13 protein-coding genes are annotated in these 17,078 nt (G+C 64.5%); 8 read left to right on the top strand and 5 right to left on the bottom strand.

Annotated features, from left to right (window positions below):
• Positions 1-10: 10 nt before the first annotated feature.
• The 3 genes from NKI66_RS00895 to NKI66_RS00885 all read right to left on the bottom strand — a co-directional run bounded on the left by NKI66_RS00895 (position 11) and on the right by NKI66_RS00885 (position 6,174).
• On the bottom strand, positions 11-3,457 hold the full coding sequence (locus NKI66_RS00895; RefSeq protein ID WP_352750557.1) for a helicase-related protein: 3,447 nt from the start codon (positions 3,455-3,457) through the stop codon (positions 11-13).
• Between the two features lie 719 nt (positions 3,458-4,176).
• On the bottom strand, positions 4,177-4,902 hold the full coding sequence (gene phbB / locus NKI66_RS00890) for an acetoacetyl-CoA reductase (RefSeq protein ID WP_023814310.1): 726 nt from the start codon (positions 4,900-4,902) through the stop codon (positions 4,177-4,179).
• 93 nt (positions 4,903-4,995) lie between these two features.
• Complete coding sequence (locus NKI66_RS00885) at positions 4,996-6,174, bottom strand: acetyl-CoA C-acetyltransferase (RefSeq protein ID WP_128305521.1); 1,179 nt, start codon at positions 6,172-6,174, stop codon at positions 4,996-4,998.
• Between the two features lie 301 nt (positions 6,175-6,475).
• On the opposite strand from NKI66_RS00885, the gene phaR reads away from it, so the two are divergent.
• Positions 6,476-7,087 (top strand): polyhydroxyalkanoate synthesis repressor PhaR, encoded by a 612-nt coding sequence (gene phaR, locus NKI66_RS00880; protein ID WP_128305522.1) that lies wholly within the window; start codon positions 6,476-6,478, stop codon positions 7,085-7,087.
• Positions 7,088-7,108: 21 nt separating this feature from the next.
• Here phaR and NKI66_RS00875 read toward each other — a convergent pair whose 3' ends face one another.
• Positions 7,109-8,248, bottom strand: a complete 1,140-nt coding sequence (locus tag NKI66_RS00875; RefSeq protein WP_352750555.1) for a citrate/2-methylcitrate synthase — start codon at positions 8,246-8,248, stop codon at positions 7,109-7,111.
• A 92-nt stretch (positions 8,249-8,340) separates the two neighbouring features.
• On the opposite strand from NKI66_RS00875, the gene NKI66_RS00870 reads away from it, so the two are divergent.
• The 3 genes from NKI66_RS00870 (at position 8,341) to NKI66_RS00860 (ending at position 11,578) form a co-directional block, all read left to right on the top strand.
• A complete protein-coding gene (locus NKI66_RS00870; RefSeq protein WP_352611414.1) occupies positions 8,341-9,429 on the top strand; it encodes a citrate synthase/methylcitrate synthase in 1,089 nt (362 codons plus the stop codon).
• A gap of 153 nt (positions 9,430-9,582) precedes the next feature.
• Positions 9,583-10,398: a 3-hydroxybutyrate dehydrogenase gene (locus tag NKI66_RS00865; RefSeq protein ID WP_031213135.1), complete on the top strand. Its 816-nt coding sequence runs from the start codon at positions 9,583-9,585 to the stop codon at positions 10,396-10,398.
• Positions 10,399-10,444: 46 nt separating this feature from the next.
• A complete protein-coding gene (locus tag NKI66_RS00860; protein ID WP_031213140.1) occupies positions 10,445-11,578 on the top strand; it encodes a patatin-like phospholipase family protein in 1,134 nt (377 codons plus the stop codon).
• Between the two features lie 23 nt (positions 11,579-11,601).
• On the opposite strand, the gene NKI66_RS00855 is transcribed toward NKI66_RS00860, so the two are convergent.
• Entirely contained in the window at positions 11,602-12,201 is a 600-nt protein-coding gene (locus NKI66_RS00855; RefSeq protein ID WP_352750553.1) for a TetR/AcrR family transcriptional regulator, read from the bottom strand.
• A gap of 122 nt (positions 12,202-12,323) precedes the next feature.
• Here NKI66_RS00855 and NKI66_RS00850 point away from each other — a divergent pair, with 122 nt between their 5' ends.
• From NKI66_RS00850 to NKI66_RS00835, 4 genes are all read left to right on the top strand, one after another.
• On the top strand, positions 12,324-12,785 hold the full coding sequence (locus NKI66_RS00850) for a (2Fe-2S)-binding protein (RefSeq protein WP_023810909.1): 462 nt from the start codon (positions 12,324-12,326) through the stop codon (positions 12,783-12,785).
• A gap of 2 nt (positions 12,786-12,787) precedes the next feature.
• Entirely contained in the window at positions 12,788-15,061 is a 2,274-nt protein-coding gene (locus tag NKI66_RS00845) for a xanthine dehydrogenase family protein molybdopterin-binding subunit (protein WP_352750550.1), read from the top strand.
• The gene (locus NKI66_RS00840) at positions 15,058-15,666 is read left to right on the top strand and encodes a hypothetical protein (protein ID WP_128305530.1); all 609 of its coding nucleotides are present in this window, start codon (positions 15,058-15,060) and stop codon (positions 15,664-15,666) included. The genes NKI66_RS00845 and NKI66_RS00840 overlap by 4 nt, the downstream gene beginning before the upstream one ends.
• Positions 15,667-15,820: 154 nt before the next feature.
• On the top strand, positions 15,821-16,993 hold the full coding sequence (locus NKI66_RS00835; RefSeq protein ID WP_031213157.1) for an efflux RND transporter periplasmic adaptor subunit: 1,173 nt from the start codon (positions 15,821-15,823) through the stop codon (positions 16,991-16,993).
• Positions 16,994-17,078: the final 85 nt, after the last annotated feature.

Here is a 17,078-nt window from a genome sequence, read left to right as displayed (position 1 = left end):
GAGCCGGGTTCTACTTCTTCAACTGGTCGCGCAATGCGGCGAGCTTGGCGAAGGGCGAATCCGGATCGAAACGCACCGGGCGCTCCTCGCGCGGCTTGGGCTGGAAGGCAGGCTTGCCGCCCCCAGGGCTTCGATCGGGACCACCTTTGGCATCCGGCCTGCCACCCTTCCAGTCGGGACGACCCTCGCGGCGGTCGGGACGCTCGCCCTGCGGCCTGCCGTCACGCCGCTGTTCGCCTTCGGCCTGCGGCTTGGGTTTGAATTTCGAGCGGTCGAAGCGCGGCTTGCCGGCACCATCGCGCCGTCCTTCATGGGCCGGACGTTCTCCGGGTGCAGCTACGGCCGGTGCGCCGGCGGTATCCACGGGTGCATCGCTTCGGCCGCGCGCTTGTCCGTTGCGTGGGCGATTGTTCCTGCGGCTGTCGTCGCGGTTGCGCGGGCGCTGTTCGAAGCGGCCCTGACGCCACAACAGGATGGGTTTTGGCGCTTCGGCTTCTGGAGCGGGTTCGCCGGCGGCAGCTTCAATCACCGCTGCAGGTTCGTCCGGCGCGGCGTCCGTTGCGGGCGCGGCATCTGACACCAGCTCGGCCGTTGCGGCTTCTTCTGCCGCTGCAACTTCGATCTCGGCAGTCTCAGTCTCTGCCTGCGGTTCAACCGGCGCCGGTTCGGCGACGTCGGGCGCAGCCTCGGCTACAGGCGCTTCGTCTTGCACGGTTTCGACAGGAGCGTCCGCCTGTTCTTCCACGGCAGGCGCAGCAGGTTCAGCCGCGGCGTCGGGGGTGATTTCGGCGGGAATTTCGGCCGCCGTTTCCGAAACGGCCACTGCGTCCGATGCCGGCTCCGATCCTTCGATTGCTGCCTCTGCTGCGGCATCCGTTGCCGCGGCTTCGGCCGCTTCGGCCTGCTCGGCTCGTGCAGCCTCTTCCGTCGCAAGCTTCGCCACCGCCGCTTCGCGCGCGGCATTGTCCTGTGCTTCGAGCCGCGCCTTGACCTCGACGGCCGGCTTCGGCTCGGCACGATAGCCGAGACCCTTGAGGATTTCTTCCATGTCGTCGGCGGTGGCGCCGAGGATCGACATCATCGGCGGCGTCACCATGAAGGACTGGCCGTCATAGGCGCCGTCCGGGCGCTGGCCGAGGCCGGGCTTCCAGTTGGTCGCCGGACGGATCAGATCCGCCAGCCGTTCCAGTATGTCGATGCGCACGGCGCGGCGGCCGAGATTGCGGTAGCCGGCAAGCTTGTAGAACGTCTTGTCGAAAGCAGGGTCGATCACCACCGAGGTGCGACCCGAGGCGAGCGCATGGACCACGTCGCCAAAGCCCGGCTTGTCCTTGCCGTCGTTCTTCAGCGCCCACAGCAATGTCACCAGCCCGGCAGGCGCCGGCTTGATCAGCGCCGGCACGAAGACATGGTAGGCGCCGAAGCGCACGCCAAGCCGGCGAAGGGCGGCGCGGCCTTCCTGGTCGAGCGACTTCATCTCCTCGGCGATGTCGCGGCGGTTGATGAGGCCGAAATTCTCGACCAGCTGGAAGGCGATGCCGCGGCCGATGCCGGAAATCTGGTCGGCGTTCCTGAGATCGACCAGCGGCTTCAGCAGCGACTCGATCTGGAAATTGACGAATCGCTCTGCACGCGCGGCGACCTTGTCGCGCGCCGGGCCGGTCAGCTGTTCGTCGGCCAGCAGCACCAGCCGCGGCTTCAGCGCGTCTTCGCCTGATACCAGCGTGCCGATCGGCGCGCCGATCCAGCGCAGCGTGCCGTCCGAGCCAAGCGCAATGTCGCCATTGGCCGAGGCGCCAAAGCGTTCGGCGCGAGCCTCGAACTCGGCGGCCAGCGCCTTCTGGGCGGCGGTGCGCACCGCCTTGGCGTCTTCACCGCCGGCGGTCTGGTCCGCGGTGAAGCGGAACCCTTGCAGCTCGCCGACATGATGGCCTTCGACAAGGACGGTTCCGGTAGGACTAATTTCGGCTTCAGGCATGGTATTTTCTCTAAGGCGCCGCATGAGGACGGAAGTCCTGCGGTCTACGAAGCGTTTCGTCAACCGCTCATGCAGCGCATCCGACAATCTGTCTTCGATTTCGCGCGTCTTTTCCTGCCAGTGTGCCTGATCGGCCAGCCAGCCGGGCCGGTTCGACACGAATGTCCAGGTGCGGATCTGGGCAATGCGATGCGACAGCGTGTCGATATCGCCCTCGGTGGTATCGGCGCGGCGCACCTGCTCGGCCATGTAATTCTCGTCGACATGGCCGTGGCGTGCCAGGTCCGTGTAAATGGAAGCGATGAGGTCGGCATGCTGCGCCGGCGCGATCCTGCGGTAGTCGGGCAGCGCGCAGGCTTCCCACAGCAGCGCCACGCGCTTGGCATTGGTGGTGAGTGCGCGAATGTCCTCGTCGCGCGACAGATGCTCGAGCGCCTGTGCGTCGACGGCAGGCAATGCCCGCGTCAGTCCCTCGACGGGGGCGTTGGTCTCGATCGAGCGCTTCAGCGCGTCGAGGCTGGCAAAGTCGAAATGCGCGGTGCGCCACTGCAGCACCTTCACCGGATCGAAATCGTGGCCTTCGATCTTCTTGATCAGCTCTTCGTCCAGCGGGTCGACCTGGCCGGTGACGCCGAACGTACCGTCACGCAGATGCCGGCCGGCGCGGCCGGCGATCTGGCCGAGCTCGGCCGCGGTCAGGTTGCGATACTGGAAGCCGTCGAACTTGCGGTTCTGGGCGAAGGCGACGTGGTCGAGATCGAGGTTGAGACCCATGCCGATGGCATCGGTGGCGATGAGGTAGTCGACATCGCCGGACTGGAACAGCGCCACCTGGGCGTTGCGGGTGCGCGGCGAGAGCGCGCCGAGCACGACGGCGGCACCGCCCTGCTGGCGGCGGATCAGCTCGGCGATGGCGTAGACCTCGTCGGCGGAAAAGGCGACGATCGCCGTGCGCCGCGGCAGGCGGGTCAGCTTCTTGGAGCCGGCATAGGCAAGATGCGACAGCCTCGGCCGCGTCACCACCGAGACACCCCTCAGCAGGCGCTGCAGAATGCCATGCATGGTGGCTGCACCGAGCAGCAGCGTTTCCTGGCGGCCGCGCAGATGCAGGATGCGGTCGGTGAAGATGTGGCCACGCTCGAGGTCGCCGGCGAGCTGCACTTCGTCGATGGCGACGAAGGCGGCGTCGGTCTCGCGCGGCATGGCCTCGACAGTGCAGACCGAATATCTGGCGCCCGGCGGCTGGATCTTTTCCTCGCCGGTGATCAGCGCCACTTTGTGGGCGCCGACCTTTTCGCAGACACGGGCGTAGACCTCGCGCGCCAGCAGCCTGAGCGGCAGGCCGATGATACCACTCTCATGCGCCACCATGCGCTCGATGGCGAGATGGGTCTTGCCGGTGTTGGTCGGCCCGAGCACGGCGGTCACGTCGCGGCCCGACAGGATCAGCGGCTCTGTGTGTTTGGGCTGGATGTTCATCAACCTAGAATAAGGCTTCCGGGACCTGGAGATAAGGCTTCTGGCCTCTGGTTGTCGGGAGCGTGCCTCAAATGGCGCGTATGACAGGCGACACATAGGGATTTCGGGCGCGAAGCGAAAGCGGAATGTTCCGTCGGCGGCGAGAAGGTGGTTTTGTCAAGCTTTCAATCGGCTGCGGATTAACGGATAGAACGAGTCTGGAACGAATCGGCGACGAATCAGTGACTCCTGCAGATTCAGCTTTTGTTCACGGCTACATGTGGATTTCGCGACCGCGAGTCGCACCACATGCTGAATCGCTGAACTGGCCCGTTTGATGCTAAGAGGGCGTTGCCGTTAACCTTTGCCTGGAAACAATCACGGTGGCTTGGCGCGCCTCGACCAACATTATGAAATTGTTGATCTTTCTTAACCTGCGTTAAGCAGTTGGGCAGGCGATTCCGGCTGTCGTCGTTAACGTTCAGCTCATAGCCGGAACGAATCGGCGACGAATCGGCGATGGCGTAATTTTCCCGATTTGTTCACCTCAATATCTTGTGTTGTGAACAGTTTATCCACCGAGAATCCACAGGTTGCCAGGGAGCTTTTGCACAGGGCTGCTGCCGGCTGTTAACCTTCGCGTGCCGAATTGGGTCAGCTACGGTCGCGAGCACGTCAAAGGGACCGTGCCGGAAACGGGCCGGTGTGCCGGCCCGTCGATCTCCTACATCGCCACGTCGTCAGGCGAAGTATTGGCCACCGTTGGCCGTGATGGTCGAGCCGGTGATGAAGCCGGCATCTTCGGATGCGAGGAAGACTACGCAGCGCGCGATCTCTTCCGGTTCGCCGAGGCGACCGACGGGGATTTGCGGGATGATGCGGTCGTTGAGCACCCTCTCGTCGATCGCCTTGACCATCTCGGTGGCGATGTAGCCAGGGCAGATGACGTTGACGGTGATGCCCGCGCGGGCTCCCTCTTGAGCGAGGGCTTTGCTGAAACCGATGTCGCCAGCCTTCGCGGCGGAATAGTTGACCTGGCCGGCCTGGCCTTTCTGGCCGTTGATCGACGAGATGGTGATGACGCGGCCGAACTTGCGGTCGCGCATGCCGCTCCACAGCGGATGCGTCATGTTGAAGACGCCGGACAGGTTGGTGTCGATGACCTCTTTCCACTGCTCGCGCGTGATCTTGTGGAACATGGCGTCGCGGGTGATGCCGGCATTGTTGACCAGCACCGAGACCGGGCCGAGATCGGCCTCGACCTGCTTGATGCCGGCCGCGCAGGAATCATAGTCGGCGACCGACCATTTGTAGACCGGAATGCCGGTCTCGGCCTTGAATTTCGCCGCTGCGGCGTCATTGCCGGCGTAGTTCGCGGCAACCGAATAGCCGACGGTCTTCAATGCGATCGAGATCGCCGCCCCGATGCCGCGCGATCCGCCTGTGACGATTGCTACCTTGGTCATGCATTTCCCCTTTTTTTGATACCGCCCTGTTGTCGGGCTTGGCAGGCACTGGATACAGAACGGGCGGCTCGCGCCGCCCGGTTAGTGAGTTCTTCAGAGTGCTTCGATACACATGGCGACGCCCATGCCGCCGCCGATGCACAGGGTAGCGAGACCCTTCTTGGCGCCGCGCCGGCGCATCTCGAAGACCAGCGTGTTGAAGACACGGGCGCCGGAAGCACCGATCGGGTGGCCGATGGCGATGGCGCCGCCATTGACGTTGACGATCGAGGGGTCCCAGCCCATGTCCTTGTTGACGGCGCAGGCCTGCGCGGCAAAGGCCTCGTTGGCCTCGACCAGGTCGAGATCGCCGACCGACCAGCCGGCCTTTTCCAAGGCCTTGCGCGATGCTGGGATCGGGCCGGTGCCCATGATCTGCGGATCGACGCCGGCGGTTGCCCAGGACACGATGCGTGCCAGCGGGGTGATGCCGCGCCTCACCGCTTCCGCCTCGCTCATCAGCAGCGCGCCGGCGGCACCGTCATTGATGCCGGAGGCGTTGGCGGCGGTCACCGTGCCGTCCTTGTCAAAGGCCGGCTTCAGCTTGGTCATGGCGTCGAGCGTGGCGCCATGGCGGATGTATTCGTCCTGGTCGACAATGGTGTCGCCCTTCTTGCCCTTGAGTGTGACGGCGACGATCTCGTCCTTGAACTTGCCGGCCTTTTGCGCGGCCTCGGCCTTGTTCTGCGAAGCCAGCGCAAACTGATCCTGGTCTTCGCGGGTGATCTGGAACTGACGTGCCACGTTTTCGGCGGTGTTGCCCATGTGATAACCGTTGAAGGCATCCCACAGCCCGTCCTTGATCATGGTGTCGATCAACTTGAAGTCGCCCATCTTGACGCCGGCGCGCAGGTGCTGGGCATGGGTCGAAAGCGACATCGATTCCTGGCCGCCGGCGACGATGACCTTGGCATCGCCGGTGGCGATCTGCTGCATGCCGAGCGCAATGGCACGCAGGCCCGAGCCGCAAACCTGATTGAGGCCCCAGGCTGTGGTTTCCTTGGGCAAGCCAGCATTGATCGATGCCTGGCGGGCCGGGTTCTGGCCTTGCGCGGCGGTCAGCACCTGGCCGAGGATGACCTCGTCGACCTCGCCTGGTTCGACACCGGCACGTGACAGCAATTCCCTGATGACAACGGCACCGAGCTCATGCGCCGGGGTGGCGGCAAAGGCGCCGTTGAAGGAGCCGACCGGCGTGCGCGCCGCGCTGGCAATGACGATGGAAGCGGACATTTTCTTCTCCAGACTTCAAGGGTGTCGTTCTGTCGTTAGGGACTTTTCTTGCCCTTTCCCAACCCCAAGTCAAACCGGAAATAGGCAGGGCGCCCATGCGCCGCAAGCAGGTCGTGCCTTGCCATGGCGGCCATTCGTCCATTGCTGCGCAGCATATTTTGCCTGCTATGCAGCATTTAGTGATCCCGCACTGCACAAACTGCTTGGAATTGTGAAGCTTTTGCGCATATCCTCAAAAAAAAGGCACAATCGTTATCGGCGGCTTGCTCAGAGGCGCGCCGGTGTCCCCGGGAGGATGTAGATGGCCGCTAAAGACGATCCGATCATCATCAAGAAATACGCCAATCGCCGCCTCTACAACACCGGCACCAGCACCTATGTGACGCTCGAGGACCTCGCCGAGATGGTCAAGAAGGGCGAGGAGTTCACCGTCCAGGACGCCAAGACCGGCGACGACATCACGCATCCGGTGCTGACCCAGATCATCTTCGAACTGGAGAACAAGGACGGGCAAAACATGCTGCCGATCCCGTTCCTGCGCCAGCTCATCGCTTATTACGGCGACCAGATGCAGATGATCGTGCCGAGCTTCCTCGAACAGTCGATGCTCGCCTTTTCCAAGGAGCAGGAGCGCTTTCGCGAGCAGATGAAGGGGGCGATCGGCAAGTCGCCGCTCGACATGATGAAGATCACTACGCCGATCAAGGCGCTGGAGGAACAGACACGCCGCAACATGGAAATGTTCCAGAATGCGATGCGGCTGTTCACGCCGTTCCCGCCCGCTGGCTCTACGCCGGCGGCTGCGCCAACGCCCGAGCCGGCCAGGAAGGAAACGGCTGACAAGCCCGACGACCTTCAGGAGCTGAAGGACCAGATCGCGGCCATGCAGCGCAAACTCGACACGATGTCGTGAGCGCCTGGCGCTCTCGCGATCTTACGGCAGTATTCCCTCGTAGCGGCCGCGCGGCCGGATAAGGCCTCCGCCTGTTATCTGTTCGACCGTGTGCGCTGCCCAGCCGACGCTGCGTGCGAGCGCAAACAGGCGGAACGGCGTATCGCGCGGCAAGCCAAGACTGCGCGTCAGCGCGGCCAGCCCAAAGTCGATGTTGGGAAGCGCGCCGGTCGCCGCAAAGGCAGCGTCGCGCAGCGACGATAGTGTGCCGTCAACCTCGATCACCGACAGAAGCGCTGCCCCTCGGGGGTCGCCGTCGGGATAGAGCTGATGACCGAACCCCGGCAGCGGCCGGTCATGGCTGAGCCAGCGCCGAATCGCCGCATCGGCGCCATGCCGCGCAGCATCCTCGGCCAGTTGCATCACCGCCTCGCCGGCGCCGCCATGGCGAGGGCCTGACAGCGTCGCGAGCCCCGCCAGCAGGCAAGCGGCCAGCGGCGCGCCGGTGGAGGCTGCGACGCGCGCGGCGAAGGTCGATGCATTCAGCTCATGATCGGCAAGCAGGACAAGCGCGCGGCGGATCGCATCTGCGCCGCCGGCATCCACCGACCAGTCCTGCGCAAGCCGCTGATGGACCGGATCCGGCCCCGCCGGTGCGCCCAGCGCGGCGGCCAGCACGCCGACCGCGTGCGCGGCGTCGGCATGCAGCGAGGCGGCGCTGCGCCCAAGCGATGGGCGCCCCTGGCCGGCAAGCACGGCAAGTCGCGCAAAGGCCGCAGCCCGGCCAGCTTGATGGGGTGCGTCCGGCAATGGTGCTTCGAAAGCCACCGGTTCCGGCAGAGCCCAGAGAACGGCGGCGGCTTCTTCCAGTGTGGCGTGCCCGGAGAGCACCGCGGCGTCCTGCCCGCGATAGATGAGCCGACCGTGCGAGACGGTCGAGATCGCCGTTGCGATCGAGGGCTCGCCCCAGGCAATGGCGCTTTCAGCGATGGCTGATGGGCTCCGTCCGCGCGCCCTCCGCGTTGCCAGCGCTTCTATATCGTCGGCACGATACTGGCTGCGGCGCGGATCGGCGCGGTCGGGCCGCATGCCGATGCGCCCACGGCTGACATAGGCGTACAGCGTCTGCGCCCGCACCTTGAGCCTCTCCAGCGCTTCTTCTCTGGACAACCACTCCGACATATCGAACCCCAATATTGATTCTATTGATCAAGATTGATGGAAACGTTGCCCATCTCTATCTCCGATCTGGAAATGCTTCAAGGAGACAGGCTATGGCGAATGGGCTCGATGACGTGGTGGCGGCGGAAACCGTGCTTTCCGATGTGGATGGTCTTGGCGGCCGGCTGACGATCCGAGGTCATTCGCTGCCCGAGCTGGCCGGCCGCTGGGACTATGCTCAGGTGATGCGCCTGCTGCTCGACGGCTTCTTCGACGACCTTCCCGCCGACGCGAAGCTGACGGGTGAGCTGGGCCAGGCACGTGCTGAGGTGTTCGAACGGCTTTTACCCTCGTTGCCCCGGCTGGCGTCGCTCGATGTCTACAGCGCCATGCGCGCCGGCATGGCGCTGCTGCCGGACGGCGACACATCGACGAACGCCTTGCTGCTCATCGCAGCGCCCGCCGTGCTGACGCCGGCCCTGCTGCGCCTGCAGCGCGGCGAGGAGCCGATCGCGCCGGACAGCCGGGCCGATCATGCCGCCGACATGTTGAGGATGCTGAACGGCAGCGTCGCCTCGCCGGCGCTGGCGAAGGCGCTCGACACCTATCTGGTGACCGTCTGCGACCACGGCCTCAACGCATCGACCTTTGCGACGCGCGTGGTGGCCTCGACGCAGGCCGGCCTGACATCCTCCGTGCTGGCCGGGCTCGGCGCACTCAAGGGGCCGCTGCATGGCGGGGCGCCCGGTCCGGTGATCGAGATGCTGGATGCGATCCAGGCGCATGGCGATGCCGCCGGCTGGCTTCGCGACGAGATCGCGCACGGCAGGCGCATCATGGGCTTCGGCCACCGCATCTACCGCGTGCGCGATCCGCGCGCCGATGTGCTGAAGTCCGTCGTGCGGCAACTCGGCGGCGAGGGCGAAACCGGCCGCCGGCTGGCATTCGCGGAGACAGTGGAACAGGTAGCGCTCGACGTGCTGCGGATCGCCAAGCCGTCGCGCTCGCTGCAGACCAATGTCGAGTTCTACACCGCGCTGCTGCTGGAGGCGGCGGGCTTTCCGCCACAAGCTTTCAGCAATGTCTTTGCCACCGGGCGCGTCGCCGGCTGGATCGCGCATGCGCGCGAGCAGCAGACGATCGGGCGGCTGATCCGCCCGCAGTCGCGCTATGTCGGGCCTGTGCCGGAGCTGGCTGCCTGAGGCTTATCGGCGCCTGGCGAGCGACCGGCGATCCAAACGATATCCTCCTGGTGAGCGGCCGTGTGGCCGCTTATGACGAAAATTTCATCTCGCCCACAAATCTGGCCGCTGTTATTGCGTCGTATTGAGCATATATGCTGCACTGCAACATAGATGCATTCTTGCCGTAACCAGAGGATTCCGCCCTTGGCCGCCAGAAAAACCGCAGTCATCACCGGCTCCACATCGGGCATTGGCCTGGCCATCGCCCAGGCGCTGGCGGCCGAAGGCCGCAACGTCGTCGTCAACTCTTTCTCCGACACGACCGCCGACCACGCCATGGCCGACGCGATTGCCAAACAGTATGGAGTGAAGACCGCCTACATCAAGGCCGATATGTCGAAACCGGCGGAATGCCGGGCGCTTGTCGCCAAGGCGGCCGAAACATTCGGTTCGGTCGATATCCTGGTCAACAATGCCGGCATCCAGCATGTCGCGCCGGTGGAAGAGTTCCCGATCGAGAAATGGGACGCCATCATCGCCATCAACCTGTCGTCGGCATTCCACACCATTGCAGCCGCCATTCCGCTGATGAAAAATGCCGGCGGCGGGCGGATCGTCAACATCGCCTCGGCACACGGCCTGGTCGCGTCGCCGTTCAAGTCGGCCTATGTCTCGGCCAAGCACGGCATCATGGGATTGACGAAGACCGTCGCGCTCGAACTGGCGCGCGAAAAAATCACCTGCAATGCCATCTGCCCGGGCTATGTGCTGACGCCGCTGGTCGAGGCGCAGATCCCCGATCAGATGAAAGCCCATCAGATGGACCGCGAGACCGTCATCCGTGAGGTCATGCTGGACAAGCAGCCGACCAAGGAATTCGTCACGGTAGAGCAGATCGCGGCAGCGGCGGTGTTCCTGTGCTCGGACGCGGCAGCGCAGATCAACGGCACGCATCTCTCGGTAGATGGCGGCTGGACCGCCGCGTGAGGCGCGAAATCTTCTCATCTACCCAAAACGCACCAAGGACGACGCCATGACCAAAAACGGCAAGGCGGAGGAGACGAAGAAGACGATCAACATCGCGCTTCAGGGCGGCGGCTCGCACGGGGCCTTTTCCTGGGGTGTGCTCGACCGCCTGCTGGAGGACGGACGGCTGGAGATATCAGCAGTGTCCGGCACCAGCGCCGGCGCCATGAACGCGGTGGCGCTGGCCGACGGATATGTGCGCGGCGGTGTCGAGGGAGCGCGGCAAAAACTTGAGGATTTCTGGCGCGCGGTGGCGGCCAAGGGCCGGTTCAGCCCAGTGCAGCGCATGCCGTGGGATGTCGCCTGGGGCAACTGGTCGATCGAGAATACGCCTGGCTATGTCTTCTTCGACACCATGTCGCGGGTGTTCTCGCCCTACGTCGCCAATCCGCTCGGCCTTAACCCGCTGCGCGACGTGGTGGAGCAGGAGATCGATTTCGACAATGTCCGCGCCTGCAAGTCGATGGAACTGTTCATCTCGGCGACCAATGTCGAGACCGGACAGTTGCGCGTTTTTTCCGACGGCGAGATCGACCTCGACGTGGTGATGGCTTCGGCCTGTCTGCCGCAATTGTTCCGCGCCGTCGAGATCAAGGGCGTGCCCTACTGGGACGGCGGCTATGGCGGCAACCCGGCGCTCTATCCGTTCTTCAAGACCGCGGCGACCGAGGATGTGCTCCTGGTGCAGATCAATCCGGTGGTGCGGGAGGGAACGCCAAGGAGCGCCAACGAGATCCAGAACCGCATCGACGAGATCACCTTCAACGCCGGGCTGCTGCGAGAATTCCGCTCGATCGCCTTCGTCAAGGAACTGATCGCCGCCGGCCGTCTGCCGCATGGCGAATATCGCGACATCCGCATGCACCGCATCGATGCCGACGAGGCGTTCAAGGACCTGTCGGCGTCATCAAAGGTCAATGCCGAATGGGCGTTCCTGACGTATCTCAGAGACCTCGGCCGCACAGCCGCCAGCGACTGGCTGGAAGAGAATTACGACGCCGTCGGCAAGCGACCGACGCTCGATCTCTCCGGCGAACTCGATGACGGCTTCAAGCCGGTGCGCGGTCCGGCACCCGGCCGGCGGGTCAAGGAATTCCTCGCTGTGCGCAAAAATCCGGAGGTGGTTCGCCGTCGGGCCTGAACTGAAACCCGATACAGCTGGTTTCATCGAGCTTTCAAGGCGAGGTCGATCACCCTGATCAGGGCAGCGGCCGCCTGCCGCTGTCCCTCCGGATCTCTGATCCGCGCCTTCATGCCTTCCAGCCCGTCGAGCAGCATGTCGGTGAGCAGTTGCGCCGACAGGCCCCTGGCCGCCAGGTCGACGCCGTTCCTGGCTGCCTCCCCCTGGATCGCGGCGCCGATGTGTTGGCCAAGCCCGCCGCGCCAGCAGCCTACCAGATCGCCAAGGCTCGATTTCATATCCAGCAATTCGGCGCCGTGCGGCGAGGCAACGACCGCGCCCATCATCGAGATGAATGCCTCATCGATGGCCCGCATCATGCGCTCGGTGAAAGGGCCATCGCCGGATAGGGCAATCTTTGCCGCCTCGACCGAGCGCGACAGGATCATCATGGCGATGGCGCGGAAAATGTCGGTCTTGTTCTTGAACAAGAGATAGAGCGCCGGGCGCGACATGTCTGCGGCGCGGGCGATGTCGTCCATGGTGGTGCGGGTGAAGCCATAGGCCAAAAACACCTTCATCGCGCCATCCAGGATACGGACGCGTTTGGGATCTGTGGCGGCGATGTCTTCGATCTGGTTCATGGAGCAATTCTATCCTGCAAAATCCTATTTGACAAAATGACGAAATTTGTCAATCTGTATTGGGCGAAACGGTCGAGAGGACGCTTCGCCCTTGGCAGTGGACGACAACAAAGGGTATCCCCATGCGCCTTACCGTCGACGGTCAGTCTTTCGATATCGATGCCGATCCTGACATGCCGCTGCTGTGGGCGCTGCGCGATCTCATTGGCAAGACCGGGCCGAAATTCGGCTGCGGCATCGCCGCCTGCGGCGCCTGCACGGTTCATGTCGACGGTCAGCCGGTGCGTTCCTGCTCACTCCCGGTTGGCCAGGTCAGCGGCGCTGTCACGACCATCGAAGGCATCGGCACAGCAGGCGGACTGCATCCGGTGCAGCAGGCATGGCTGGAGGAACAGGTCGCGCAATGCGGCTACTGCCAGGCCGGCCAGATCATGAGCGCGGTGGCGCTGCTCGACGAAGTCGCCAGCCCAAGCGACGCCGACATCGACAACGCCATGGGCGGCAATCTCTGCCGCTGCGGCACCTATCCCAAAATCCGCTCGGCCATCAAGAAGGCCGCGGCGCTCAAGACGGCGGGGCTCTGACCATGGCCAGTGTCGGAAAGATCGCCCGCCGCACGTTTCTGATCGGCGCTGCCGCCGTCGCGGGCGGCGTTGCCGTCGGCTACTACTATTATCGCAAGCCTTTTCCGAACCCGCTCGAGGCCGAGCTCGGCAAGGGCGAGGCGACCTTCAACCCCTATGTGAAGATCGGCGCCGACAACACCATCACCATCGTCGCGCCGCGGGCCGAGATGGGGCAAGGCATTTCGACGACGCTCGCCGTCATGGTCGCCGAAGAACTCAATGTGAGCCTCGACCGGGTCAAGGTCGAGCACGGCCCCGCCTCCCATGCCTATTACAACGCCGCGATCCTCGAAGAGGGCGGTCCGTTCGCCTTCTTCGACGAGAGCATGACCGCGCAGGCGGTGCGCTCGGGTCTCGGTGTGGTCGGCAAGTTCCTTGCCCTGCAGGGCACCGGTGATTCGGCTTCGACACGCGACGGTTTTGACAAGATGCGGCAAGCGGGTGCAGTCGCCCGGCAGATGCTGATCGCGGCTGCGGCGCAAAAACTCGGTGTCGCCGCCGCCGATCTGGAAACGGCCGACGGTTCGATCCTGCACAAAGCGTCCGGCAAGTCGCTGACCTATGGCGCGGTCGCCGCGGCCGCCGCCGCGATGGCGCCGCCGGCCGAAGTCAGGCTCAAGGACCGGGCCGACTGGAAACTGCTGGGAAAGCCGCAAAAGCGCATCGACATGCTGGCCAAGGTGACCGGGGCGCCGATCTTCGGCATCGATGTCAGGCTGCCGGACATGGTCTACGGCACGGTCAAGATGAGCCCGCGCTTCTGGTCGGCGCCGATCAAGGCGGACCTCTCGAAAGCCGAGAAAATGCCCGGTGTGATCAAGATCGTGCCGCTGGAGACGAATTACGGCCATGGCTTCGGCATCATCGCCGACAACACATGGGCGGCATTCAAGGCGGCCGAGGCGATCGATGCCCAGTGGTCCGATCCCGAATACCCGCTCAGCAGCGCCGCTATTTCAGATGTCCTGAAGCAGGCGCTCGGCACCAAGGGGTCGGTGATGCGCGACAATGGCGACGTCGACACCGCCTTTGCCGACGCGCCGCGTGAAAGGATCGTCGAGGCCGACTATGCGGTGCCCTATCTGGCGCATGTGACGATGGAGCCGATGAACGCCACGGCGCAGCTCAGGGACGGCGCGCTCGACATCTGGTGCGGCAACCAGGCGCCGACCCTGGTGCGGCAGCTTTGCGCCAACGCGGTCGGCATCGAGCAGGACAAGATCACTGTGCACACCACCTTCATGGGCGGCGGTTTCGGCCGGCGCGTCGAGGTTGACTACGCGCTGTGCGCCGCGCTGATGGCGAAGGAGACGGGCGGGCGCCCGATCAAGGTGACCTGGACGCGTGAAGAAGACATGCGCCACGACGCCTACCGGCCGGCCGCTATCGGCAAGTTCCAGGCGCGGCTCGGCGACGATGGCATGCCGGTCGCCGTCGACATGAGGATGGCCTCGCCATCGGTGATTGCCGGCATGCTGCGCCGGCTGTTTCCTTCGATATCGCCGCTCGGTCCCGACAAGAGCATCGTCGACGGTGCCTATGACCAGCCCTACACCATTCCGAACTACCGGGTCAGCGGTATCGCGGCGCCGGTCTCCATCCCTGTCGGCTCCTGGCGCTCGGTCGGCAGTTCGGTCAACGGCTTCTTCCATGAGGGTTTCATGGACGAGATCGCCATTGCCGGAAAAATCGATCCGGTCGAGATGCGCAAGAGACTGATGGCCGCTTATCCCTCGGCGGTGAAGGTGGTGGAGAAAGTCGCCGCGATGGCGAAATGGGGCGAGGCGCTGCCCGCCGGCAAGGCCAGGGGTATCGCCTTCACGCTGTCCTTCGGCAGTTGGGTCGGCGAGATCGTCCAGGTGGCGGACACGCCGGCCGGCATCCGCATCGAGAAGGTGTGGATCGCCGCCGATGTCGGCACCGCGCTCGATCCCGGCATCATCGAGGCGCAGCTGATTTCGGCCGCCATCTACGGACTCTCCGCAGCTATGGGTCAGGAAATCACCTTCGCCGACGGCATGGTCGAACAGTCGAACTTCCACGATTTCGACGCCATGCGGATCTTCCAGTGCCCGGTCTTCGAAGTCGCCATCCTGGAAAACTTCCACAAGATGGGCGGCGTCGGCGAGGTCGGCACACCGCCGGCGGCTCCGGCGCTCGCCAACGCCATCTTCGCGCTCACCGGAAAGCGCGTCCGCACGCTGCCGCTGTCGAAAACGGTGGCCTTCGCATGAAGAAGCTCCTCATCATGCTGACGCCTGCTGCCATGCTCGTGCTCGCAGCGCCGTTTGCGATCGCGCAAGAGAGCCAGATGCCGGCGCCGGCGACCGTCGACGCGGCGAAAGGCCTGTCCGAATGGGACAAGGTCTATGCGGTGTTCTCGCATCCGCGCTGCGCCGACTGTCATGTCGCGGACGAGCGGCCGCGCTGGTCGGGTGCGCATTACGGCGGTACGCGCGTTCACGCCTTCAATGTCCAGCGGGGTGCTGACGGGTCGGGCTTCGGCAATCCGGGCCTGCGCTGCACGACTTGCCATTTCGCCAGCAATTCCAAGGCATTGCACGGTCCGCCCGGGGCCGAGAACTGGCATCTGGCGCCAGCCGAGATGGCCTGGTTCGGCAAATCCTCGGCCGAAATCTGCGCCCAGATCAAGGATCCCCTGCGCAACGGCAACCGTAGCTTGAAAGATATCGCGCTGCATGTTCGCGACGACAGATTGGTCGCCTGGGGCTGGGCGCCAGGATCGGGTCGTGAACCAGCCCCGGGCTCCGCCGAAGCAACCTATCAAGCGATCGAAAACTGGGCAGCGGCCGGCGCATCTTGTCCGCCGGCGCAATGATCTTGCAACTTTCAGACTATATTGCGGTGCAACTTTGATGTAGAAGCGCGCTTCGCCGATCACGGCAAATTGAACACGGCTCGGCGCGCACCCATATCGGCGACGCGCCCGCGTTATGAGGACGCTGGCCGAACCCGCAGTGGAAAAAACGACGATGAGAATCAGGTTTCACAAGCTTGCAGCCGTTGTTGTGCTCATTGGTTTCGCGGCGTGGATGGCGACAGGCGAGTTTTCGTCGGTCGGCAGCGTAGCCGCCAACAAAGCCAAAGCAGCCGAAGCCGAACAGGCCAAGGCGCCGGACGCGAGCAAGCCGAAGACGGCGGAAGCCGAGCCGAAGGCACCGCTGCGCACGGTCGCGGTGGTGACACCGCCTCGCAAGACCTATGCACGCGCCATCCGCATTTCCGGGCTGACCGAAGCCGACAAGCGGGCGGTGCTGGCGACGCGCGTCGCCGGTGTCATCGACAAGCTACCTGTCAAGCAAGGCGATCACGTCAAGACGGGGGATCTGGTGCTGATGCTTGCGGCGGAAGAAAAGATCTCGATGGTCGACAACGCCAAGCAGTTGGTGGTGCAGCGCCAGGCCGAGCTGGACGCAGCCTTGCGGCTGATGAAGACCGGCAATCTGCCGAAGCTGCAGCTCGACACCGCGCGCTCGAACCTGACCTCGGCGCAGTCGCTGCTGGAAACGGCACAGGCCGAACTCGACCGCAACGAGGTGAAGGCGCCTTTCGACGGCGTTATCGACCGGGTGCCGGTGGAACTTGGCAGTTCCGTCATGCAAGGCGGCGAGGTGGCAACCATCCTCAAGCTCGATCCGGTGATTGCCCGTGGCGAAGTCAGCGAGCGCGATCTCGGCTATCTCAAGCTCGGCGACAAGGCCACCATACGGCTGGTCAGCGGCCAGACGGTCGAAGGCACCGTGCGCTACATCAGCCGCGACGCCTCGTCGGCGACCCGCACCTTCCGCGTCGAGGTTGCCGTCCCCAATGCCGACGGCTCCGTGCCGGCCGGCATGACGGCGGAAATCGCGCTCAACGCACAGCCGACCGACGCGGTGCTGCTGCCGCGCTCGGTTGTGACGCTCGGCGACAAGGGCGACCTCGGCATCCGTGCCGTCGGCAAGGACAACAAGGTGGCGTTCTTCCCGATCGACCTCGTTGACGACACGCCGACCGGCCTCGTCCTCGGCGGCATACCGGCCGACGCCCGCATCATCGTCGCCGGCCAGGAACTGGTGAAGGAAGGCGATCTGGTCAATCCGGTCGAGGCCGACCAGGCGATCATCAAGAAGCTGCTCGGCGAGGCGACGACCGGCACCCAGTAGCGTAGCACAAGTCGCGACGGACTAGCCCTGGGCGGGGACAATCGGCTGCGACGCAGCTCGTGGAAATTCAAGAACAGGCGTTAGC

This window comes from Mesorhizobium sp. M0518 (genome assembly GCF_040321125.1).
Classification (GTDB): domain Bacteria; phylum Pseudomonadota; class Alphaproteobacteria; order Rhizobiales; family Rhizobiaceae; genus Mesorhizobium.
This window is presented reverse-complemented; position numbering and strand designations above follow the sequence as displayed.